Consider the following 20,893-nt stretch of genomic DNA (forward strand, 5'->3'; position numbering starts at 1 on the left):
ATCAGCGCGAGCACTGGACATCCGTCGGCCAGTGCCAGGCGCGACCGCATCAGACGGACCGGGGAGTGACAACACCATGACAACCGGGGGAAGAGAGCCCGAGGAGATCGGCGCCGCGCTCGGAGTGAAGCTCCTTGGCGACACGTTCTCTTGCGTGGCAGCGAAAACGGCGTGGCTGCGCGAAAGCGTGGTGCACCGCCATTTCGGGCCGATGGGCACGCCCGAGACCACCGGCGAACTGTCCGCGGCAGTCACCGATTTCTCCTTGCACCGCGACGAAATCCACGAATTGCTCGCGACGTTCATCGCCACCTTCGACGGGCCGTTCGGCCTCGACGAGACCGGATTCGAAACGCTCGTGTGGGAGCAGCTGCAGGGGTTGCACGACCGGGACGCCGACCGCTTCGCCTGGTCGGACTTCGCCGATCCGGCCCCGGCGTCCGACCGCTTCGCCTTCAGCATCGCCGGACAGGCCTTCTTCGTGGTCGGGCTGCACGCGAATTCCTCGCGCATCACCCGCCAGTTCAGCCATCCCGCCCTCGTCTTCAACTCGCACGTGCAGTTCGAGCGGCTGCGCGAGCGCGGGATCTACGGACGCATCCGGAACGAGGTGCGGACGCGGGAAATGGCGCTCCAGGGATCGATCAACCCCAACCTCTCGGACTTCGGCGAGCGGTCCGAAGCCGGGCAGTACTCCGGCCGCGCGGTCCCGGCGGACTGGACCTGCCCCTTCCGGCCGCGCACCGGCGGCCCCGAACGAAAGGACGCGCGATGACCGACGGCTGGATCGTGATCACGGGAGCCTCGGCGGGCATCGGCCGCGCCGTCGCCGAACGGTTCCTGAAAAAGGGCCGCCGGGTGGCGCTGCTCGCCCGCCGGGCCGGCCGTTTCGCCGACCTGGCAACCGATTTCGGCTCCGACCGGGTGCGCGCGCTGGCCGTCGACGTGCGGGACCGGCCCGCGGTCGAACAGGCCTTCGCCGCTTTGGACGGGATCGACGTGCTGGTCAACAACGCCGGGCTGTCCCTCGGCCTCGGGCCGCTCGACGACGGGGATCCCGACGCCTGGCAGACGATGCTCGACACGAACATCGCGGGCCTGCTCGCCTGCACGCGCGCCGCGCTGCCCGGCATGCGCGAAGCCGGGGCGGGACACATCGTCAACATCGGGTCGCTGGCCGCCGAGTACGCGTTCTACGGCGGCAACGTCTACGCGGCTTCCAAGGCCTTCGTCCACCACCTGTCGGCGAACCTCCGGGCGGACGTCCAGGGTTCGGGCATCCGGGTGACCTGCGTGGCGCCGGGGATGGTGCGCTCGGAATTCGCCCTCGTGCGCTTCGGCGGCGACCAGGCCAAAGCGGACGCCCTGTACGAGGGCATCAGCCCGCTGACTCCCGACGACGTCGCGGACACCGTCCTCTGGGCGTGCGAGACGCCGGCGCACGTGAACGTGAACTACGTCGAACTGATGTCGGTCGATCAGCCCTTCGGGCTGGCCCTCAGCCGCGCCACCCAAGAGAGGAACTCGCAATGAGCGCAGTCCGTTCGTTCAACGACTTCGACAAGCTCGAGGAGATCGTCGTCGGCAGCGCCGAGGGATTCAGCTTCCCGCCGGTCGACAACTCCCTGAAGCACTTCTTCGAACCGCCGCTCGGCGCCGAATCCGAAGCGGTCTCCCCCGCCACCCTGGCCAGGGTCGTCGAGGAAACCGAAGAGGACTTGCAGGCGCTGGTCAGCACCCTGGAAGACCTCGGAGTGCGGGTGCGCCGGCCGGAACGGGCCGACCACAGCAGGCCGATCGGCGTCCTGGAGTGGAAGAGCACCGCCAACCACGCCTTGATGCCGCGGGACTGCCTGCTGGTCGTCGGCGAGACTGTGATCGAGGCGCCGATGGCCATGCGCGCCCGGTACGCCGAGACCTTCCCCTACCGCAAGCTGCTGCGCGAGTACTTCGAAACCGGTGCGGGCTGGCTCGCGGCGCCAAGGCCGCAGCTGCTCGACGAGACCTACCAGTACGACGAGTCGGGCACCCCGGTGCTCGGCGAGCTCGAGCCGCTGTTCGACGCGGCCAACATCATCCGGTGCGGCAGCGACCTGTTCTTCAACGTGAGCAACACCGGCAACCGCCTCGGCGCGGCCTGGCTGGCCCGGGCGCTGGGACCGGACTACCGCGTGCACGAGATCGCGATCAGCTCCGACCACGTCGGCACGACCCTGCACGTGCTCAAGCCCGGCGTGCTGCTGGCGAACGCCGGGCGGCTGGACGAGGACCGCGTTCCGGAGCCGTTCCGCGGCTGGAAGACCCTGTGGTTCGACGATCCGCAGGACGACGGTTTCGGCTTCGGATGGCCGCGCGCCTCCACCTGGATCGGCATGAACATCCTGTCCGTCGACCAGGACACGGTCATCGTGCCGCAGGCGCAGAAGGGGCTCGCGAAACTGCTGGAGTCCGCGGGCTTCACCGCGATCCCGGTGCCGTACCGCCACGGCCGCACCTTCGGCGGCGGATTCCACTGCTGCAGCGCCGACGTGCGCCGTGCGGGCGAACTCACGTCCTACCTCTGAGGGGACACCGTGTCAGACGAAAGGAAACGAGCGCGGTTCGAGGTCATCGTGAGCCAGGGCGGGGACGAGATCATCGACGCCACGTTCCGCGAGGCCGAGCGCGACGACGCCTTCGCGATGTACGAGCTGTCCAAGCCGTTCGTGGCGACGGGCGGCCTGATAGCGCGCGATCTGGAGCTGTTCGACACCGACGCCGGGGAGTTCTACGTCGTCGAGGTCGACCGGAAAGTGGTGGCGTGCGCCGGGATCCGCCGCTTCGCCGACCTGGCCGAGATCTTCAACGTCGTGGTCGACGGCCGCTGGCAGAGCCTCGGCATCGGCGGGTTCCTGCTGGCCAGCATGCTGATCGTGCTGGAATCGGAAGGGTTTCCCACCGCGGTCGTGTTCACCAAGACGACCAAGAGCTGGTTCGCCCGGCACGGATTCGCGCAGACGGACCCCGCGCCGCTGCCCGCCGAGCGGCTGGCGATGCTGGATCCCGAGCGGAAGTCGATTCCCATGGTGCGGCCGACCGTGCGGGCCTCGGACAGCATCGACGCGCTGCCGCTCATCACCGAGCTGCGGGTGCGGTTCGAGCTCTCCGGCCTGGAGGCGGTGTGGGACGACGGATGCGATTCGCTGCTGGCCTTCGCCGAGAAGAACGACATCGACACCGCTTCGCTGTGCCGGGGCGGCGTGTGCGGCACCTGCAGCAGCGTGCTGAAGCGCGGCACCGTGAGCTATCACGTGCGGCCGGAGGTGGACCCCGGCGAGGGCAGCGTCCTGCTGTGCATCTCGCGGCCCGCCGCGAACCTGGTGCTGGACCTGTGAACGCGCCGGCGGTAGCGGAATTGTGGCGCTACCCGGTGAAGTCGATGGGCGGGGAGCAGGTCGCCGAGCTGGTGCTCGACCGCGTGGTGGTCGGCGATCGCGCGTTCGCCGTCGTCGCCGTCGCCACCGGCCGGGTGCTGACGGCCAAGCGCGTCCCGCAACTGCTCGACGCCACGGCGCGCTGGCTCGGCGGGGAGGCGGAGATCGCGGTGCCGGGCGGGCCGGTCGTGCGCACCGACGAGCCGGACGCGGAGGCCGTCCTCGGCCGGTGGCTGGGCCAGCCGGTGCGGCTGGAACGCCCGGTCGGGCGCGCGGTCGCGGTCGAGGAGTACCAGGGCGATCCGGACGGGTCGGCCGAGCTGGCCACCTTCGACCTGCCCGCCTGGGGCTTCGTCGACGATTCCCCGGTGCACCTGCTGAGCCGGGACTCGCTGCGGAAGGCGAAGGGCTGGCACCCCGGCGGAGACTGGGACCTGCGCCGGTTCCGGCCGAACATCGTGCTCGCGCCGGGCCCTGCCGCTGATCGTGTCCCTTCCGCGAGCCCTGCCGCCCGGTCCGGAGAGGGCGAGGTGGGCGACGAGCTGCGGATCGGCCAGGCCGTCCTCGAAGTGACCAGCCTCTGCCAGCGGTGCGTCATGGTCTCGCAGCCGCAGCGCGGCCTCCCCAAGGACCGGGAGGTGCTGCGCTCCATCATCCGCGAGACCGGAGCCATGTTCGGGACGTACGCCGCGGTGCTCCGCCCCGGCTCCGTGCGCTGCGGCGACCCGGTGACCGTGCCGGTCGCGGTGCAGGCCGACGGCGCGGGCTGACCGGGGATCCGGCCCGCCGCGCCTCCCGTCGCGTGGCGCGGGACGGCGTGGGCTGCCGCGGAGAGGGGCGGGACGATCCGGTTCGCCGCCGTTGCAGCACGGCTGGCGCGACGGGAAGCCTGCCGTCGCGCAGCGCGGATTTCCGGTGCCCTGGCCGGACTCGCGGGGCGCTCGGCCCTTGAGCCGCCCACGCACGGGCCAGCAGCCTGGCTGGCGCCTGGGCTGGGGGCATCCTCGCCGTGTCGCGGATGCCCCGGCCCAGGCGTCGTCCTCGCGTGAACCTTCCGCGCGCGCGTCGAATTCGCTTTCGCAAAGGACCTCGCCCGGCCGTCCGGCGTTGGGTTCGGCCAGGCACCCGCGTTGCCGCGTCGACCACGGGCCGCCTGCCGGCGCATTTCCGCACCGCCGCCGATACGAGAAACGGCCTGCCGCGAAGTTCGCTGGCAGGCCGTCGCAGGGTGCTGTGGGCGATACTGGGATCGAACCAGTGACCTCTTCGGTGTGAACGAAGCGCTCTCCCGCTGAGCTAATCGCCCGCTCGCGGTGCGTGCCCAGCCTACCCCACGACTTTCGGGGGCCTGCAAACGGGTGGTTTGATCCGACTACAGCGCGTCTGCCAGCGAATACCGTCCGAACAACCCCGAGCTAACCAAGGCCTTGCACCGGCGGGGGCGCGTGCGGCCGTCCGCGACATCCGTGCGACGGTGCTATCGCACAGCGGCCGAACCGCGCAAGATGTACTGGTGGCTCCCCACCGGGCGCCCGCTGAAGGCTGCGCGGCACGGACGGCGACGGACCGGACGGACCTCGGGGCAGACGGTCTCGAACGGGTGATCTCGAGCGCACTCGCGACGGATCCGGGCTCCTGGTGCGTCTCACCGTTGTCCTCGGTCGTCCGGGCCGGGAAGGGAGACGAAGGGTAGGACGATGCGCAACGATCACGTGACGCTCCGCTCGACGGCGGTCTTCGACCTGCTGGCGCCGCGGACCCCGGCGGTTCCGGTGAAGGTGGAGCTGCGCTACGACACCCGCGACCCCTATGCCGTCGTCGCCGCTTTCCGCACCGGCCGGGCGGGCTGGGTCGAATGGGTCTACGCGCGCGACCTGCTCGCCGACGGCCTCCTCGCCGACGCGGGCGACGGGGACGTCCGCATCCGGCCCTCGGTGGAGGACCCGGAGTCGGTCCTGATCGAGCTGAACTCGCCGTCCGGGCACGCCATGTTCGAGGCGTCCGCGCAGGAGCTGGCCGATTTCCTGGACCGCACGTACGACGTCGTGCTGCCGGGCAACGAGCACCTGTGGGTCGACGTCGACGACGCGCTCACCCACCTGATCCCGAACGATCTGGCCTGATCACCGGCCCGGGAACGGGCCAACAACCCCCCGGTGCCGCGACGGTTGCCGGGGTCGGATATGGTTTCTTCACACCACGGCGACGGGGTGCGAGCCGAAATCACGAGATTCCCGGCACCGCCTCGAAGCCACGGTAGTGCGGACGTAGCGCAGCTGGTAGCGCATCACCTTGCCAAGGTGAGGGTCGCGGGTTCGAATCCCGTCGTCCGCTCGGAGGGCTCAAGCCCCATGCGGTGGAGTGGCCGAGAGGCGAGGCAACGGCCTGCAAAGCCGTGTACACGGGTTCGAATCCCGTCTCCACCTCGCGCGATTAGCTCAGCGGGAGAGCGCTTCCCTGACACGGAAGAGGTCACTGGTTCAATCCCAGTATCGCGCACCACCTTCGCCCTGCTTCTCCTCGGAGAAGCAGGGCTTTTTTCGTATCCCCCGCTCACGACGGGAACAGGATCGAACCCAGCGGCCGCCGCTCGTCGAACCCGGGAAGGACCAGGAAGGTCCCGCTCGCGGTGGTGGTCGTGAACGGCAGCAGCGCGTCCGCGGCTTCCATGCTCGCCAGTGTGGCGGTGAACGTGTGCAGATCGTTCTGGAAGCTCACGAAGAGCAGGCCGGGCGCCGGCGCGTCCATGCTGTAGCTGCGGCGCAGCATGAGCCCCGCGCCCACGACGTTCGCGTGCGCCCGGCGGACATGGGCGCCCGCGGGGACGAGGTAGCGGCCGTCCGGAGTCTTCGCGCCCAGCTCCGGCCCGTCGGCGATGCTCCCGCCCGACAGCGGAACCCCGGTGTCCCTCCGTCGGCCGAACACAGCCTCCTGCTCCGCCACCGGCAACGCCGCGAACCGCGCCACGTCGAGCACCATCCGCCGGACGACCGCGATCGTGCCGCCCGCCACCGGGGCCGGGCCCGCCAGCCACAGATCCCGCTGCTGCTCGGCCGGCGTGCGCGGACCGACGATCCCGTCGACAAACCCCAGGACGTTCCGCGGCGCAGTCTGCCCGTCCGAGACCGGGATGTGCGGTCCGCGCGCGCCGGATTGCCGCCAGCGCTCGCGCACGCCCGGCGTCGCCAGGAGCGCGGCCGCGGCGATCGGCGGGACCAGCGGGTCGCCGGCGCAGAGCTGAAGCAGCAGATCCCCGCCGCGGTCTGCCGGAGCGATCGCTTCGCGGGCCGCCGGAGGGAGGTCCTTCGCCCCGGGCAGGTGCGGATCGACGGCCTGAACCAGCCTCGGCCCGACGCCGACCGTCACGGTCAAGTCGCCCGCGGGCAAGCCCAGCAGGCGCTCGTCCTTTCCCGCGGTCACCGCCAGAACGCGACGCCCCAATTCGGCGAGAAGCGGTCCCGGCGCAACGGAAACATCAGCTGTGACGACCAACAGATGCGATTGCGGTTGCTGCGGCGCAACAATCCCGGCTTGATGCGCACCAGTGTGCGGAATCGGGCCGGGCCGGTTTCCGGCGTCGGGCACAGGCGCCGCATGGCAACCGGCGGCGAGTCCGGCGGTCACGGCCGCCCCGAGAAAAGCGCGCCGGGAAGGGCGGCGCTCAGCGGAATTCACGACGGGCAGCGTGACAGATTCCCGTGCCGCAGGCGAATTCGGCGCGGCGAAACGGGTGGTCGACCGACAGCCCGGCCAGGTCGGGCACCCGAGCGCCGACCCCCATCCCGATCGCCTCGCCCACGCACCCGACGAGACACCCCCCGGCAAGCCCGGCCTGGCGGCCAGCCACGCGACCGCCCATCCCATCGCCAACCCTCTCCCCCGCACGCCCAGCAGAAAACTCCCGCCGAGTTCGCATCCAGCACCCAGCCCCGCCCAACCAAGCGCACGACCGCGAACCCCACGGACAATCACCCCAACGGAATCCGGCGCTCATGCCAGACTGGGCGCATGCGTTTTCCCGCCATGGTGGCGATCCTGGGGCTGTCCGCCGCATTGGCCGGCGGGTGTGGTTCTTCCTCCGCCGAGGGCCGCCGTCCGGACGGGACGGGCGTGACGATCCGCGTTCCCGCCGACGCGCCGACCATTTCCGCCGCTGTTTCCCTGGCGCGGGCGGGAGATCTCGTGCTCGTCGCGCCAGGCGAGTACCACGAAACGGTGAAGATCACGACGCCGCGGGTCACGCTGCGCGGCGAAGTGCGGGAGAAAGTGGTCGTCGACGGTCAGTTGAAGCGCGACAACGGCGTCGTCGTGTCCGCGCCGGGCGTTGCCGTCGAGAACCTGACAGTCCGGAATCACACGCAGAACGGCGTGCTCGTCACCGGTTCGGTCAAAGCGGCCGACGGGCTGCCGGGGCACGGCGGCGGGTACGACACCGGCGACGAGCCGATCCGGTTCCTCAGTGCGTTCCTGGTCTCGCACGTCACCGCCACCCGCAACGGTCTCTACGGAATCTATGCGTTTTCCGCACAGAACGGAGTGATCGAGCAGTCTTACGCATCTGGCGGCGCTGATTCCGGAATCTATGTCGGCCAATGCCAACCCTGCCGGACGGTGGTGCGGGGCAACGTCGCGGAACTCAACGCGGTCGGGTTCGAGGGCACGAACGCCAGCGGCGAGATGTACGTCGTCGGGAACCGGTTCAGCGGCAACCGGGTCGGGGCGACCGCCAACTCCGATCACCAGGAGAAGCTGTTGCCGCAGCAGAACTCCGTGCTCGCCGGAAATCTGGTCGCGGCCAACGGGCAGGCGGCCACACCGGAGCAGGCCGACGGCGGCTGGGGCATCGGGATCGGCATCGACGGCGGCAGCGGCAACCAGGTGCTGCGCAACCGGATCGCCGGGAACCCGAACGCCGGGCTCGTCCTCACCGCGACCCAGGACGTGCCGCCGAAGGACAACCGGATCGCCGGCGACGTCTTCGCGGCGAACGGCATCGACGTCGGCTGGACCTTCCCCGGCGCGACCAAGGGCAGCGGAAACTGCCTTGATTCCGGAGCACTGCACACGATTCCGGAAGGACTGCCGACGAACGCGGCTTGTCCCGCGACCGCCGCCTCGCCTTCCGGAATGTGGACCAGGGCGAAACCGCCTGCGGGAATTCCGTTCACCGAGGTCGCGGCACCGCCGTCACAGCCGCAGTTTCCGGACGCGCGCACGGCCGGACCTACGGTCGTCCCGGCCGTGCCGGAGTTTCCGGACGTCGCGCAGATCCAGGCGCCGGCGGCGTCGTTGCTGGCGGACCGCGCCTCGGTGACCGCCGCATAGGACTGCGACCTCGCAGGTCGCGGCGGCGCGAACCCAGGCGTGCACCGCATGGGGCTTCTCGGCAGCTGTTGTGCGCGGCCTCGCTACGGCGATGCGCGGCGCCAGCCGGGCTGCGCGGCCTCCCCCGCTCCCGCTGACGTACGCCAGGGGAACCCTGAGGAATCTGCTTCCCCGAGGGTGCCCCTCACGCACCTGCCCACGGGCCCGCACCCATCGAGCGGGAACAGCTTCGCGCACCGCCCGCCACTGCGCCCGCAGGGGTTTCGCCCCTTGCCAGCCGGCCCGACGCGCGATGCGGAGCCGACCCCCGCGACCAGCCTTGTCAGCCCGTGCTCCGTGCCGGCGAGAAGCCTCGTTCCGGTGACCGCCAAGGAAAACTCACCGCGCAGACGGCATCGCAATGATTTCGTGTGCGTCGAAAGAAATAACGACCGGATTCGTCTCCCCCGGGATCGCCGCCTGCACCCGGTACATGAGGCCGTCCGCGTCGAGCCAGTACCGGACTTTTCCCGCGCTGCCGGGGCGGTCCCGGGAATCCGGGCCGGTGAAGACGTCGACCGGGTGTCCGTTCACCTGATCGGCCGCTACCCATTCGGCGCCGTTCTGCGGAAGCAATTGCGCGTTGTCCGGACGGTCGCTGCCGAGGCCGAGAAGAATGGCCAATGCGCGGTCCAGCGCGCCCGCGGACGGATTGAGCGGGCGGGCGAACCAGCCGTCCGAAGGCGGTTTCTCCGGAGGCGCATCCGGGACGACGGGCAGCGGCCGGAGTTCGATCCGGGTGGCCGTCCACCGGATCAGACCATTGCCGGAGTCGTTGCGGCCGTTGCCTTTCAGCACTCCGTAACCGGCCTTGGCACGATAATCGGCCGAACCGGTGATCACGAGTTCGCCCGCCGCGCCGGGGACACTGATCGTCACCGCGCGAGCCTGTTTCCGGTAATTGCGGAATCGCGCGATCGCGAGCCTGCTCGCCTCGTCCGCGGTGACCGCGCGCGGTCCGGAATTCTTCGAACCCGCGGCGGCATACCAGAATATTCCTGCGCCGAGCGCGACTGTCACTGCCGCGGCGACGACGATCCATCGGCGCGCTATCCGTTTTCCCAGCACAGCGAGTGACCGTAGCAGGGTTTTCGATTCACCCGGTCCGTTTATCCCGGCGCCGTACCCGGATACACCGTTTTCTGGTTCACTGTTACAGCTTTGCGGCACGCCGCGCGAGTATTCCGCGCAGAGAACGGAGATCCCGCAGTCATGAACCGAGGTGGCAGAAGAACGAGTGGCAGATTCCGGCTGGCTCGAACAGCCGCCGCTGCCTTAGTGCTGGGCGGCAGTTCGATGACGGTGACCACTGGCGCCGCCGCTGCCGCCGGGGACGGCACGCTGACCGTCCAGGTGCTCCGCGATTTCTTCGGCACCGGCATCGTCAACGCCGCCATGGACACCCCGCAGCCGGGCATGTCCGTGCTGGTCACCGACCCCGCCGGACATCAGGTGCGCGGCCGCACCGACGCGGCGGGCAAGGTCGTGGCGGACCCGGCCGCCCCGCTCGCCGGCGGCCGCTACCGCGTCGACGTCTCCGTTCCGGATCCGTATCGCGCGTACTTGCGCGCCGCGCCCGCGTCGACGGAGAAAAACCACTTCGACAGTTTCACGACGTTCGTGGATCTGCGGGAGGGCAAAGACGTTGCGGTCGTCACCGGCGTGTGGAACCCGGCCGACCACACCCCGCCCGACGCGCGCTATTACGTTCCGGTGCAAAACCCGGCGGTGAACAGCGACGGCAGCGCCCCCGATCCGAACAGCCGCGCGCTGGTCGCTTTCGACCGCGCTCTCCGCGGCACCTGCCCGGCCGACTCGGCCTGCCCGACCGTGCTGAACACCCAGGCGCAGGTCGGCACCACGTGGGGATTGGCGTACGACAAATACCGCGACCGCATTTTCCAGTCGGCCTTCGCGAAACGCTTCACCACCTACGGCCCCGAAGGCGGCGGCGCGATTTACGCCACGCCGCTCGGCGGCGGCGCGCCCAAGCTGTTCGCGAAAGTCCCGGACGCGGCGGTCACCGCACACGGCGCGGTGGACATGCGCAAGGACGAGCATTTCGTGGACGTCCCCGGAAAGGAAAGCCTCGGCGGGATCGCCCTCGCCGAGGACGGCAAAACGCTGTACGCGGTAAGCCTGGCGACCCGGAACCTGCTCAGTTTCGACGCTACCGGAGCCACCGCGGAACCGGGCAAGACCGTCCCGATCCCGGATCCGGACTGTGCCGTGCCCGACGACTGGCGGCCGTTCGCGGTCGCCGCGCACGACGCGAAACTGTACGTCGGCGGCGTCTGCTCGGCGGAAAGCACGAAGCGGCGCGAGGATCTGAAAGCCGTGGTCTACACCTACGACGGCGGGAAGTTCACACCGGTGCTCGAGCACCGTCTCGACTATCTCCGGGGCAATGTCATCGCGGGCTTCCAGGACGAGGACATGGACCACTGGAATCCATGGGACACCTCGTTCGCGTCGTGGGACAAGTTCGTCAAGCACGGCCCCGGGATCAATCCGCAGCCGGAACTGGCGAGCCTGGCGTTCACCCGCGACGGCTCGATGATCCTCGGCTTCCGCGACCGGTTCATGGACGTCTTCGGCTCCGGCATCGACCCGCGTCCGGGGCGCACCGGGGTCGCGACCGGCATGTCCGGCGGCGACATCACCATGGCCTGCGCGGCGCCCGGCGGCGGGTACGACTGGGAGGGCACCGGGCTCTGCCCGAACCACGGCACGCCCGCGACGAACGGCCGCGAACCGGCGGGCACGGTCGAATACTTCCACGGCGATTTCTACGATCCCGACCGCTCCGGAAACGGCCTGCACCAAGAGGCCGCGCAGGGTTCGGTCGCCTATGTCCCGCAGCAGCAATGGGTGATCAGCACCCAGCTCGACCCGGCACAGCAGGTCAGTTCGGACGGCGTCGGCTACTACGACGTCGACACCGGCATCGGCCCGGGGCACGACAATCCGAAGCACGGATACGCGTTCGTGGGGCCGGTCAACAGCTTCGGCAAGGCGGGCGGGCTCGGCGACATCGCCTACCAGGCGGCCAACGCGCCGATCCAGATCGGCAACCTCGTATGGTTCGACGGCGACCACAACGGCATCCAGGACCCGGACCGCACGGACGAGGTCCCGCTCGCGAAGGCGACGGTGAATCTGCTCGACGCCGACGGCAAGAAGGTCGCCAGCACCGAGACCGACAAGGCGGGCGAGTACTATTTCGGCGGCGTCGGCGCGGAGTACCAGCTGAAGCCGGGCGAGAAGTACACCGTGCAGTTCGACGTCTGCACCGCGGCGACGGACAACGTGCCCGGAACGCCGCCGGCGACCGACCTGCGGTTCACGCTCCCGGCGGCCGGACCGGACCGGGCGCACGATTCGAACGTCGTGCCGCCGAAGTCCGGACGGCTCTGCGACGGCTACGCACCGGTGACCGCTCCCGCCGAGGCGGGCGGGGTCGACCACACCATCGACGCCGGTGTCTACCTTCCGTTGCCGCCGGGACCGCCCGCCTCGTCCGCGCCACCGGCGACGAGCCCGAACCCGGCTCCCCCGGCGGCCCATCCGCCCGCTCCGGGCGCGACGGACACGGATTCGCTGGCCTCGACCGGGATCCCGCTCCTGCCGATGCTGCTGATCCTCGGCGGGGCGCTGCTCGCCGGAGGCACGGGCTTCCTGGTGGCGGCCCGCAGAAGGCGGTTCAGGCGGCAGTGACGGCGACCGAGGTCCGCGCCCTCGTGCGGACCTCGGTCACTGCTGTGCCAGCCAGTCCGCGAGATCGGCCACCACCTTCGCGTCGACATGCCGCGGTTCCCGGTAACTGTCCGGAGTGGACGGACCGGTGCCGGGAAAGAACAGGTGGTCGTCCGCCGGATAGACCCGGACCGCGGCATCCGGCAGCCCGGCCCGCCAGCGGGCCAGGTCGTCTTCGACGGTGACCTGATAATCCCGGCCGCCCTGCAGCACCAGCATCGGCGCCTCCAGCGCCGCAGCGGTCGCGACAGGGTCGTACTCGCGCAACTCCAGCCAGTACGACCCGGGATAGCCGAACAGCAACCCCTCCCCCGGCGCCGACGGCGACAATGCCGGATCAGCGACCGCTTCGGCCTGCCGGGCGATCGGCTCGACAAGCGCTTCGACGTTGGCGTCCAAGGCAGCGAGATGCCGGACCACCCGAACCGCGGCCCGGTGCATCGGCTCGGCGTCAGCCGCCAGCAGAACCAGCCCCGCGACCGACGGCTCGGCGACCGCCACGAGCGGCGCGGCCTTCCCGCCCATGCTGTGCCCGGCCACGAACACCCGCGACGCATCGATGCTGCCGTGCGCCCGCAGAAGCCGGATGGCCGCGACGGCGTGCGGCACGTACTCCGCCGACATCGTGAAGCCAGGCGCGGCCGCCAGCTCGGGACGGGCGTGCGTGACCTTGTCGAAGCGCAACACCGCGACGCCGCGAGAAGCCAAGCCCCACGCGAGATCCTTGAGCGGCTTGTTCGGCCCGGCCGTCTCGTCGCGGTCGAAGATTCCGCCTCCGCTGAGCAGGACGACGCCCGGCCACGGCCCGTCCCCTCGCGGCACGGTCACCGTCCCCGGCACCGAATGCTCTTCCGCGGAAAGAACGACATCTTGCTCGGCGAACGCCGACTCGTCCGCATAGGACGGTTCGGTCCACACCGCAGCGGACGCGAACCGAAGCCCCGCAACGGTTCCCGTCGAGCCGACCGACAGCACCACGAGGAATCCGCCCCGCGCGCAGACGACCGGCACCTGAACGCGCGTCAGCCCCGGACCCGCGGGCTCGGCGACCGGTTCGCCGAGCGCGGTCACCGGACCGTGCTCGCCGACCTGCGCGTTCCACGCCGTTGCCAGCACCGCACCGGGCACCGCCGCCCGCAGCTCCGGCGAGAACCGCGTCTCCACCTCGTCAAACCGGCCGTCTCTGGCCTGTCCGGCGACAGCCGCCGCCAGTTCGCTCGGCATCATCCCCGCCCCCATTGTTCTCAAGTTATGAGAATGGTAGCACCCCGTGAGAACATTCGGGAGTGGACGTGTTGACTCTTCTCGGACATCCCGTGCGGCTGCGGATCGTGCACGCGCTGCGCGGCGACCGCGCGCTCACCACCGCGCAACTGGGCGCGCTGCTCCCGGACGTTTCGAAGGCGACGGTCTACCGTCACGTCGACCTCCTCGCCGACGGCGGCGTCCTCGAGGTGGCCGACGAACAGCGCGTGCGCGGCGCGGTCGAACGGACCTACCGGCTGCGCAAGGAACGCGCGTCGGTCGACCAGAACGCGATCGCCCGGCTGACCCCGGACGACCACCGGCGCGGATTCGCCGCCGCGACCGCCGCGCTGGTCGCCGAGTTCGACGCCTACCTGAGCCGGGACGAGGCGGATCCGGTCGAGGATCTCGTCGGCTACCGGCAGCACGCGGTCTGGCTGGACCGCGACGAACTGCTCGCGATGATCGACGGCATGCGCAAAGCCATCGCGCCCATGCTCGCGAACTCGCCCGCTCCAGGACGCAGGCGATACCTGCTCAGCCCGATCCTTTTCCCCAGCGAAGACTGAAAACCCCCGCCCAGCCGAAGCCGGACGGGGGTTCCCGAGAAACAGCAGTCAGGACAGCGCGCGCAGTCGCGGCAGCACGTCCTCGGCGAACTGCGACAGGTACCGCTCCTGGTCATGGCCGGGGCCGTGGAAGACCAGGTGGTTCAGGCCCGCGTCAAGATAGGGCTTGATCTGCGCGACCGCCTCGTCCGGGTCGGAAGCGACGATCCACCGCTTCGCGACCTGCTCGATCGGCAGTTCGTCGGCCAGCCGCTCCATCTCCTCCGCCGAGGACACCGTGTGCTTCTGCTCCGCGCTCAACGACAGCGGAGCCCAGAACCGGGTATTGGCCAGCGCCTTCTCCGGATCCCGGTCGTACGACATCTTGATCTCGATCATCCGGTCCACCTTCGACGCGTCCCGCTCACCCGCGGCCGCGCCCTCGGCCATCGCCGGCATCAGCTTCCCGGTGTAGAGCTCCATGCCCTTGCCCGACGTGCAGATCATCCCGTCGCCCGCGCGGCCCGCGTACTTCGCCACCACCGGGCCCCCGGCGGCGATGTACACCGGCACCGGACGCTCCGGCCGGTCGTAGATCTTCGCGTTCACCAGCCGGTAGTAGTCGCCCTCGAAATCGACGCTGTCCTTGCTCCACAGCTCCCGCATCAGCCGCACCGACTCGCGCAGCCGCGCGAACCGCTCCTTGAACTCCGGCCACTCCCGGCCCGACACCGCGATCTCGTTCAGCGCCTCGCCGGTGCCCGCGCCCAGGATCACCCGGTCGTCCGACAGCAGCGCCATCGTCGCGAACGCCTGCGCGATCACCGCCGGGTTGTACCGGAACGTCGGCGTCAGCACACTGGTCCCGATCAGCACCCGGCTGGTCCGCTCCGCCACCGCGGGCATCCACGCCAACGCCCACGGCGCGTGCCCGCCCTCGTGCCGCCACGGCAGGAAATGGTCCGACACCCACACCGAGTCCAGCCCCAGCTCCTCGGCCCGCACCGCGAACTCCACCAGCTCGCGAGGCCCGAACTGTTCCGCCGACGCCTTGTACCCGACTTTCAGCTCCACGATCGCCCTTCCCCGTCCGCATGAACCACGCAGGATTCCGTGGCACCGTCAACCGTACCCGGATGGGCCTTGCGGAGGCGGGTGTGCTGTCGGTCACGGACCGGGCTGATCCGCGGCGTTCATCAGGACGAGCGCGGCGGCTGGCAGCCCGGGCCCTTGTTCGCGCTGGAGGACCACGAACGCGAGTACTGGTCGAAGTCATCGCGGGAGCGGGCGCAGGCGGAATCCGCTTGCCTGGTCAGGAAATCCCGGTAGGGCGCGCCGGGCGTCGCGGCGTCCAGTTCGGACAGACCGCGGACGAGTCCGGCCTTGAAGTACGACCCGTCGTCGGTGCAGCTGCTGCCCTCGCCCGGGTCGTGGACGATGCCGTCGGAGCCGGTGAAGTACGAACCGGTGCGCGTCGTCGAGCCGGCCACCGCACGGGCGGTGCTGAGCAGGTTCTGATCGCCGGTCACCTTGGACAGCGCGGTGAGACCGGAGACCAGCACGCCCTGGTTGTACGTGTAGCGCTGGCCGACCGCGGCGCAGCTGGCGCCGTCAACGCCGTCTGCCACCAGGCCGTCAGACCCGATGAGTCCCTTGCCGCGGAACCAATCCCAGCCTTGCCGCGCGCGGGTCCGGTAGATCGCGTCGCCGGTCCGGTCGGCGATAGTCGCGTTGACCTGGATGTACAGGCTGTTGGAGATGGATGCCTTGTACGTCAGGCCTTCTTTCCACCGGATGCCGCCGCCGCACTCGCTGGTCCAGAAGGTCTGCATGCGGTCGGCGTCGGCCTTCGCGGTGGCGAGGTAGCGCTGCTGGCCGGTGCGGTCGTAGGCGTCGAGCCACGCCATCGCCCACCAGCCGGTGTCGTCGGAGAACTCGTTGCGGAACTGGCCGCGGCCCGCGTTGGCATTCTGGTCGCACGTCGTGGCCATCGCGTAGTCGCAGCCGGCCATCCGGCTGACCGAAGCGTTGCGGATCACCGCGGCCAGCGACACGGCGGTGCCCCAGCCGCCGCCGTTGCGGAAGTAGCCGGTGCCGTTGTCGCAGAGCGCCATCATCGCGGTCGCCGCCGCTTGCGCGCGGTTCGCCGCGTTCCAGCGGGTGCGCGCCCAAGGGGTGCAAGCGATCCGGCCGGTGCCGACGGCGCTGCCGCACGCGCGCAGGGCGCCGACGCCGCGGTTGTTCCAGTCGTCGTTGTTGTACATCTGGGTGCGCCAGCCGCCGGCCCCGGACGGCGCGGTGGTGAGCCCGAGCTGCGCGCCGCCGTCCCAGGTCGCGCCGCCGTCGAAGGACCGGTCGAGCCACACCTGATCCCCGGGCCGCGAGCGGTCGACGACCGCCCAGCCCATCGGGTCGCCGTCGGCGAAGTGCACCTGGAGGACCCGGTCGTCGAGCGCCGTCGTGACCGCGAGCCGGTCGTCGCAGTGTTTGTGCACACCACGATCTTCGCCGCGGGCTGGGCCGTTTTCGCTTGGACCGGCATGAGCGCTGACATCGTGGTCAAGACCGCCGTGAGCACGACCCGCACCGCTGCCTCCTCGGACCCCGCCCTGTCCCCAGGACGAAGATCCCCGTGCGGTGCGGTGCGGGTCGACGAATGACAAAGACCTGGCTCGCGAATGCGCCCGGATGCCCCCGGCGCGCTGGGCTGTTCCGCGGTCGGATCGAGGAGGTCGGCGAACTCCACGACCTGCCGTACCTCGACCTCGATCTCGTCGAACAGGCCCGCGCACTCGACCGCCTGCGCCCGGTCCGCGGCGTTGACCAGCGCGAACCCGCCGATGACCTGCTTGGCCCCGGTGAACGGCATGTCCGTCGCGACCGGCGTCGCGCCGCGTGGTTTGCCGGCGATCGCGCCTTTCGCCGAGGGGTGCACGCCCTCGGCGGCGATCAGGATGCCGCGTTCGGTCCAGTCCTGGACGAATTACTCGATGAACTCGGGGTTCCAAGCCTCGGGGGCGCTCTCGTCGAACGGCCGCGCGCGGGACCGACGTCGTTCAGCACCGATGCGTCGGCGACCTTCGCGGCCGGGCCACCCACGCCGCGACACCCGCGGCGAGCGTCACGGAGGTCACCGCGACGCCCGCGATCGGGCTGTTCATCAGCGCGAGACCGGTGAGGAACGCGGCACCGGCGAGGAGAAGCAACGCCAACCGGAGCGTGGCCGCCCAGGCGACGACGAAATCCGCTGCCCGGGAGATCCAGGGATCGCGGTTGTCGGGCTTGCGGTGCCGGCCGGGCTGGCGCCGCGCCAGGACGCGGTGCGCGGAGGCGAGCATCTCGTCCCGGGTCGCCACCCGGCGGGGCGGGCGGGAGAAGGGGTCCCAGTCCACGACGACGCGAACTCGGGCGGGGTGATCGGGAGCGGGGCGGAGCGGTTCGGCTGGCTGAGGTGTGGCGGATGCGGCTGAGATGGGGTTGGCCGAGTCGGTTGCCGACTGAGCGGGCTCAGCTGAACTGGCTTTCGCTGCTGTGCTTTTGACTGCGTCTGGTGCGGCCGCATCGCCGGGCTGGCCGAGGTCGGCTGAGTGCGCTTCGACCGCGCTGGCTTCCGTCGCGGTACTCGCGGCCTCATCGGCTGCGCTGGGCGCGGACGCGATGCCCGCAGCTGCGTTGCCGACGCTTGCTTCCGTCGCGGCTTCGCCAGCCGGCGCCGTGTTGCCTCCGCGCAGCCCGACAGGCCGCGCCAGCTTCCCCGGATCGCGAGCCAGCTTCCCTTCCCCAGCGGGCTCCGGGCCCGGCGGGTCCGGCCGCGGCTCCAGGACCAGCACCGCGCCTGCCTCCGGTGCGGGCGGCTGCCCAGTGTGGCGCGGATGGTCGGCGAGGCAGGGAACCACCGTCATGAGGTCGTCATCCCTTTCTCTTCCGGCCGGCGGACCGATTCCGACGGCTGTCCGAGCCCCGGCTGTCGTGCGGCGCGGGCCCCGGATGCGCTCATCCTGGCGAAGACGGTGCGTCACCAGCCAGTTCTACTGGCAGTGTCGCGGTGAACGGTCCCCCAGCGTCGCCCAGCGGTTCGAGTGACGGTTTTCGCTACTCTTCGCGGTCACCGATTCGACACCCGGCGGACACTCTAGCGGCGACTTGTCCAGACCTCTTGACGCGTCCGCGAACTGCGGCGAACCGGCCCCGACACGGGAAGATGCACGTTCATTCGCACGGTCGCCATGCGGAGAAACTCCACCTCGACCCCCAGGATCGACGTGGAGTGATACACAGAGTGTCACGGCGAGTCGGATTATTGAGCAGTCAACCGTCACCCACATGAGTGACACGGAGAGTGATCACCCAGCGAAAGCAACCCTCGGCAGGCTGGCCCGAACGGACGCATCCGCACTAGGCAAGGCGTACGCACAGCTGCCGCCAGGGCGGACCTTGCCGTACTGACGCGGCACCGGCTAACCTGCCTAAGGTAAGCCTTACCTAACTGAATCGGGAATACTCCATGCCTCCCCTCCCCCAGCGCCGCACGCCTGACCGCAGGCGGCTGCTCCGGGCGTCCGTGCTGCGCGCCGAACGGACGTCCACGCATTTCGTGACCCTCACCGTCGGCGGGGAGGATCTCGCGGACTTCGCGCCGCTCGGGTTCGATCAATGGTGCCGGTTGTTCTTTCCGCGCGAGGGTCAGCGCGGGCTGCGTCTCCCCACCGCGTCGAGCACCCGCTGGCTCGCGCAGCACATGCTCATGAGCACCGCGTCCCGGCCGTGGGTGCGGAACTACACGATCCGGGCGGCGCGGCCCGGCGAGGTGGACATCGAGTTCGCGGTGCACGGCGACGGCGGTCCGGCCTCGAAGTTCGCCGAGAACGCGCGGCCGGGCGACGAGGTCGGGATTCTCGACGAGGGCGTCACGTACCTGCCGCCGGAAGGCGTCACGCAGCTTCTGCTCGCTGACGAGAGCGCGATTCCGGCAGCGCTGGCGATCCTGGAGTCCTCGCCGGGTTTGCGGGCCACCGTCTTGCTGGAGGTCGGGGCGCGGGACGACGTTCAGGCGGTCGACGTACCGCTCGGCGCCGAGGTCCAGTGGCTGGTCCGCGAGGACGGCCGGCTGCCGGGGCGGCTCGCGCTCGACGTCCTCGGCCAGCTCGATCTTTCCGATCCGCCGGGATACACGTGGGTCGCCGGGGAAAGCGGGCTCGCCACCGGTGCACGGCGGTTCCTCACGCGGGAGCGCGGGGTGCCGAAGCAGACGATCGCGTTCCAGGGGTATTGGAAGCACGGTCGCGCCGCGCTGGGGTGAACACCCTCAGAACAGGCGTCCGGCGTCGTCCGCGGGCGGTTCTTCCAGCCGCAGCAGGAACCGTTTCCGGTCGACGCCGCCCGCGTATCCGGTGAGGCCGCCGCTGCTGCCGACCACCCGGTGGCACGGCACGACGATGCTCAGCGGGTTCCAGCCGTTCGCGTTGCCGACCGCCTGTGCCGCGCCCGGTTCGCCCAGTTCGACGGCCAGGTCGCGGTAGGTGCGGGTCTCGCCGTAGGGGATGCGGGTCAGCAGCTGCCACACGCGGCGTTCGAACTCGGAGCCGCGCGGGTCCAGTTCGAGGTCGAAGGTCCGGCGCCGGCCGGCGAAGTACTCGTCCAGCTGCTGAGTCGCGTCGGCGAAACGGTCGTCGGCGCGCGGCCCGAAGTCCGGGAAACGCGGAGTCCGGCTGTGGCCGTCGAAGTAGACGGCGACCAGCGCGCTGCCGTCGGCGACCAGGGTGAGGTCGCCGACCGGGGACTTGGCGACGGTGTGCCGGAAAGCCATCTTCTCCTCCGTGATCGGTGCCACGGAACGGTATCCGGCCGCGCCGCGCGTGAGAGCATCGCCGTCCATGGACGACGGTTTCGCCGACATCCCGACCACGACCCTCGCCGACCTCCTCGGCCGCGGCCAGGTGCTCGACTACGGCATCCGGCCCTTGTGGGGTCCCGTGCCGCGGTTCGCCGGGCCCGCGTACCCGGTGCGCTGCCCGCCGGGCGACAACCTCATGCTGCACGCGGCCATCCATCGCGCGCCCGCCGGAGCGGTGATCGTCGCGGAATCGGGAGACGTCGACTACGCGCTGGCCGGCGGCAACGTCTGCGCGACCGCTCAGCGCCGCGGCATCGCGGGCTTCGTCCTGGACGGCGTGATCCGCGACCTCTCGGAGGTCCGCGAGGCGCGCTTTCCGGTGTTCGCGCGCGGCGTGCTCCCGATTCCCGGGACGAAAGCCAAGGTGACCCCGCTCGGCGAGCCCGCGCGGTGCGGCGGGGTGACGGTGCACGCCGGGGACATCGTCGTGGCGGACGAGGAAGGCGTGGTCGTGGTGCCCGGGGCGGATGCTCCGCAGGTGCTGGCGGACGCGCGGGCGAAGCTGGCCAAGGAGGAGGCGCAGACGCTCGACGAGTGGGCGGAGGCGCACCGGGCGAAGGTGGACGCGGCCCTGGAGGCAGGCGGATTTCGCGGCTGAACGCCGGAGTTCCCGGGTGCTTCGCCGAGGATTGCGCGAAGCGGTCCGGCGCTGTGCAGGGAACGGAGAACTGCGC

19 protein-coding genes, 4 tRNA genes and 1 pseudogene are annotated in these 20,893 nt (G+C 70.5%); 14 read left to right on the top strand and 10 right to left on the bottom strand.

Features of this window, described 5'->3' with window-relative positions; all coding sequences use genetic code 11:
• Positions 1-76: 76 nt before the first annotated feature.
• Genes gntA through L3Q65_RS16800 form a run of 5 tightly spaced genes read left to right on the top strand, consistent with a single transcriptional unit; the run spans position 77 to position 4,183 of the window.
• Positions 77-775: a guanitoxin biosynthesis heme-dependent pre-guanitoxin N-hydroxylase GntA gene (gene gntA, locus L3Q65_RS16780; protein ID WP_255751361.1), complete on the top strand. Its 699-nt coding sequence runs from the start codon at positions 77-79 to the stop codon at positions 773-775.
• Positions 772-1,533 carry an SDR family NAD(P)-dependent oxidoreductase gene (locus tag L3Q65_RS16785; RefSeq protein WP_182895911.1) on the top strand — a complete coding sequence of 254 codons (762 nt, stop codon included), beginning with the start codon at positions 772-774 and terminating at the stop codon, positions 1,531-1,533. Before gntA ends, L3Q65_RS16785 begins: the two co-directional genes overlap by 4 nt.
• Positions 1,530-2,564, top strand: a complete 1,035-nt coding sequence (locus L3Q65_RS16790; RefSeq protein WP_182895912.1) for an inosamine-phosphate amidinotransferase 1 — start codon at positions 1,530-1,532, stop codon at positions 2,562-2,564. The genes L3Q65_RS16785 and L3Q65_RS16790 overlap by 4 nt, the downstream gene beginning before the upstream one ends.
• 9 nt (positions 2,565-2,573) lie before the next feature.
• The gene (locus L3Q65_RS16795; protein ID WP_182895913.1) at positions 2,574-3,374 is read left to right on the top strand and encodes a GNAT family N-acetyltransferase; all 801 of its coding nucleotides are present in this window, start codon (positions 2,574-2,576) and stop codon (positions 3,372-3,374) included.
• Positions 3,371-4,183, top strand: coding sequence for an MOSC domain-containing protein (locus L3Q65_RS16800; RefSeq protein ID WP_237600200.1), 813 nt, complete (start codon positions 3,371-3,373; stop codon positions 4,181-4,183). The genes L3Q65_RS16795 and L3Q65_RS16800 overlap by 4 nt, the downstream gene beginning before the upstream one ends.
• Positions 4,184-4,647: 464 nt before the next feature.
• Here the strand turns inward: L3Q65_RS16800 and L3Q65_RS16805 are convergent.
• A tRNA-Val gene (locus L3Q65_RS16805) sits at positions 4,648-4,719 on the bottom strand.
• A gap of 391 nt (positions 4,720-5,110) precedes the next feature.
• On the opposite strand from L3Q65_RS16805, the gene L3Q65_RS16810 reads away from it, so the two are divergent.
• The 4 genes from L3Q65_RS16810 to L3Q65_RS16825 all read left to right on the top strand — a co-directional run bounded on the left by L3Q65_RS16810 (position 5,111) and on the right by L3Q65_RS16825 (position 5,915).
• Positions 5,111-5,536, top strand: coding sequence for an SsgA family sporulation/cell division regulator (locus tag L3Q65_RS16810; RefSeq protein WP_005159130.1), 426 nt, complete (start codon positions 5,111-5,113; stop codon positions 5,534-5,536).
• 138 nt (positions 5,537-5,674) lie between these two features.
• Positions 5,675-5,747, top strand: a tRNA-Gly gene (locus tag L3Q65_RS16815).
• A 21-nt stretch (positions 5,748-5,768) separates the two neighbouring features.
• A tRNA-Cys gene (locus L3Q65_RS16820) sits at positions 5,769-5,839 on the top strand.
• A 1-nt stretch (position 5,840) separates the two neighbouring features.
• Positions 5,841-5,915, top strand: a tRNA-Val gene (locus L3Q65_RS16825).
• Positions 5,916-5,966: 51 nt separating this feature from the next.
• On the opposite strand, the gene L3Q65_RS16830 is transcribed toward L3Q65_RS16825, so the two are convergent.
• Together L3Q65_RS16830 and L3Q65_RS16835 are read right to left on the bottom strand one after the other, a co-directional pair.
• A complete protein-coding gene (locus L3Q65_RS16830; protein ID WP_182895915.1) occupies positions 5,967-7,088 on the bottom strand; it encodes a Dyp-type peroxidase in 1,122 nt (373 codons plus the stop codon).
• A complete protein-coding gene (locus tag L3Q65_RS16835; protein ID WP_237600201.1) occupies positions 7,075-7,212 on the bottom strand; it encodes a hypothetical protein in 138 nt (45 codons plus the stop codon). Before L3Q65_RS16835 ends, L3Q65_RS16830 begins: the two co-directional genes overlap by 14 nt.
• 209 nt (positions 7,213-7,421) lie before the next feature.
• Here L3Q65_RS16835 and L3Q65_RS16840 point away from each other — a divergent pair, with 209 nt between their 5' ends.
• Positions 7,422-8,738 (top strand): nitrous oxide reductase family maturation protein NosD, encoded by a 1,317-nt coding sequence (locus L3Q65_RS16840; RefSeq protein ID WP_237600202.1) that lies wholly within the window; start codon positions 7,422-7,424, stop codon positions 8,736-8,738.
• Positions 8,739-9,116: 378 nt separating this feature from the next.
• Here the strand turns inward: L3Q65_RS16840 and L3Q65_RS16845 are convergent, their stop codons facing one another.
• The gene (locus tag L3Q65_RS16845) at positions 9,117-9,845 is read right to left on the bottom strand and encodes a hypothetical protein (protein WP_237600203.1); all 729 of its coding nucleotides are present in this window, start codon (positions 9,843-9,845) and stop codon (positions 9,117-9,119) included.
• A gap of 228 nt (positions 9,846-10,073) precedes the next feature.
• On the opposite strand from L3Q65_RS16845, the gene L3Q65_RS16850 reads away from it, so the two are divergent.
• A complete protein-coding gene (locus tag L3Q65_RS16850) occupies positions 10,074-12,494 on the top strand; it encodes an SdrD B-like domain-containing protein (RefSeq protein ID WP_237600204.1) in 2,421 nt (806 codons plus the stop codon).
• Positions 12,495-12,530: 36 nt separating this feature from the next.
• Here the strand turns inward: L3Q65_RS16850 and L3Q65_RS16855 are convergent, their stop codons facing one another.
• Positions 12,531-13,772 (bottom strand): S9 family peptidase, encoded by a 1,242-nt coding sequence (locus L3Q65_RS16855; protein ID WP_182895918.1) that lies wholly within the window; start codon positions 13,770-13,772, stop codon positions 12,531-12,533.
• 47 nt (positions 13,773-13,819) lie between these two features.
• On the opposite strand from L3Q65_RS16855, the gene L3Q65_RS16860 reads away from it, so the two are divergent.
• Positions 13,820-14,347, top strand: coding sequence for a helix-turn-helix domain-containing protein (locus L3Q65_RS16860; RefSeq protein ID WP_182895919.1), 528 nt, complete (start codon positions 13,820-13,822; stop codon positions 14,345-14,347).
• 48 nt (positions 14,348-14,395) lie between these two features.
• Here the strand turns inward: L3Q65_RS16860 and fgd are convergent, their stop codons facing one another.
• The 4 genes and pseudogenes from fgd to L3Q65_RS16880 form a co-directional block, all read right to left on the bottom strand.
• Entirely contained in the window at positions 14,396-15,400 is a 1,005-nt protein-coding gene (gene fgd, locus L3Q65_RS16865; protein WP_182895920.1) for a glucose-6-phosphate dehydrogenase (coenzyme-F420), read from the bottom strand.
• A gap of 122 nt (positions 15,401-15,522) precedes the next feature.
• Positions 15,523-16,821, bottom strand: a complete 1,299-nt coding sequence (locus L3Q65_RS16870) for a glycoside hydrolase family 76 protein (protein ID WP_237600205.1) — start codon at positions 16,819-16,821, stop codon at positions 15,523-15,525.
• Between the two features lie 233 nt (positions 16,822-17,054).
• Positions 17,055-17,393, bottom strand: a pseudogene (locus L3Q65_RS16875) (YciI family protein); the annotation flags it as partial.
• Positions 17,383-17,718 (bottom strand): hypothetical protein, encoded by a 336-nt coding sequence (locus tag L3Q65_RS16880; RefSeq protein ID WP_237600206.1) that lies wholly within the window; start codon positions 17,716-17,718, stop codon positions 17,383-17,385. The pseudogene L3Q65_RS16875 and the gene L3Q65_RS16880, both read right to left, overlap by 11 nt.
• Positions 17,719-18,830: 1,112 nt before the next feature.
• Here L3Q65_RS16880 and L3Q65_RS16885 point away from each other — a divergent pair.
• Complete coding sequence (locus L3Q65_RS16885; protein ID WP_237600207.1) at positions 18,831-19,625, top strand: siderophore-interacting protein; 795 nt, start codon at positions 18,831-18,833, stop codon at positions 19,623-19,625.
• Between the two features lie 6 nt (positions 19,626-19,631).
• Here the strand turns inward: L3Q65_RS16885 and L3Q65_RS16890 are convergent, their stop codons facing one another.
• The gene (locus L3Q65_RS16890; RefSeq protein ID WP_370648188.1) at positions 19,632-20,156 is read right to left on the bottom strand and encodes a methylated-DNA--[protein]-cysteine S-methyltransferase; all 525 of its coding nucleotides are present in this window, start codon (positions 20,154-20,156) and stop codon (positions 19,632-19,634) included.
• A gap of 43 nt (positions 20,157-20,199) precedes the next feature.
• Here L3Q65_RS16890 and L3Q65_RS16895 point away from each other — a divergent pair, with 43 nt between their 5' ends.
• The gene (locus L3Q65_RS16895) at positions 20,200-20,817 is read left to right on the top strand and encodes an RraA family protein (protein WP_237600208.1); all 618 of its coding nucleotides are present in this window, start codon (positions 20,200-20,202) and stop codon (positions 20,815-20,817) included.
• Positions 20,818-20,893: the final 76 nt, after the last annotated feature.

It is taken from the genome of Amycolatopsis sp. FU40, assembly GCF_021903635.1.
GTDB classification, from domain to species: Bacteria; Actinomycetota; Actinomycetes; order Mycobacteriales; family Pseudonocardiaceae; genus Amycolatopsis; species Amycolatopsis dendrobii.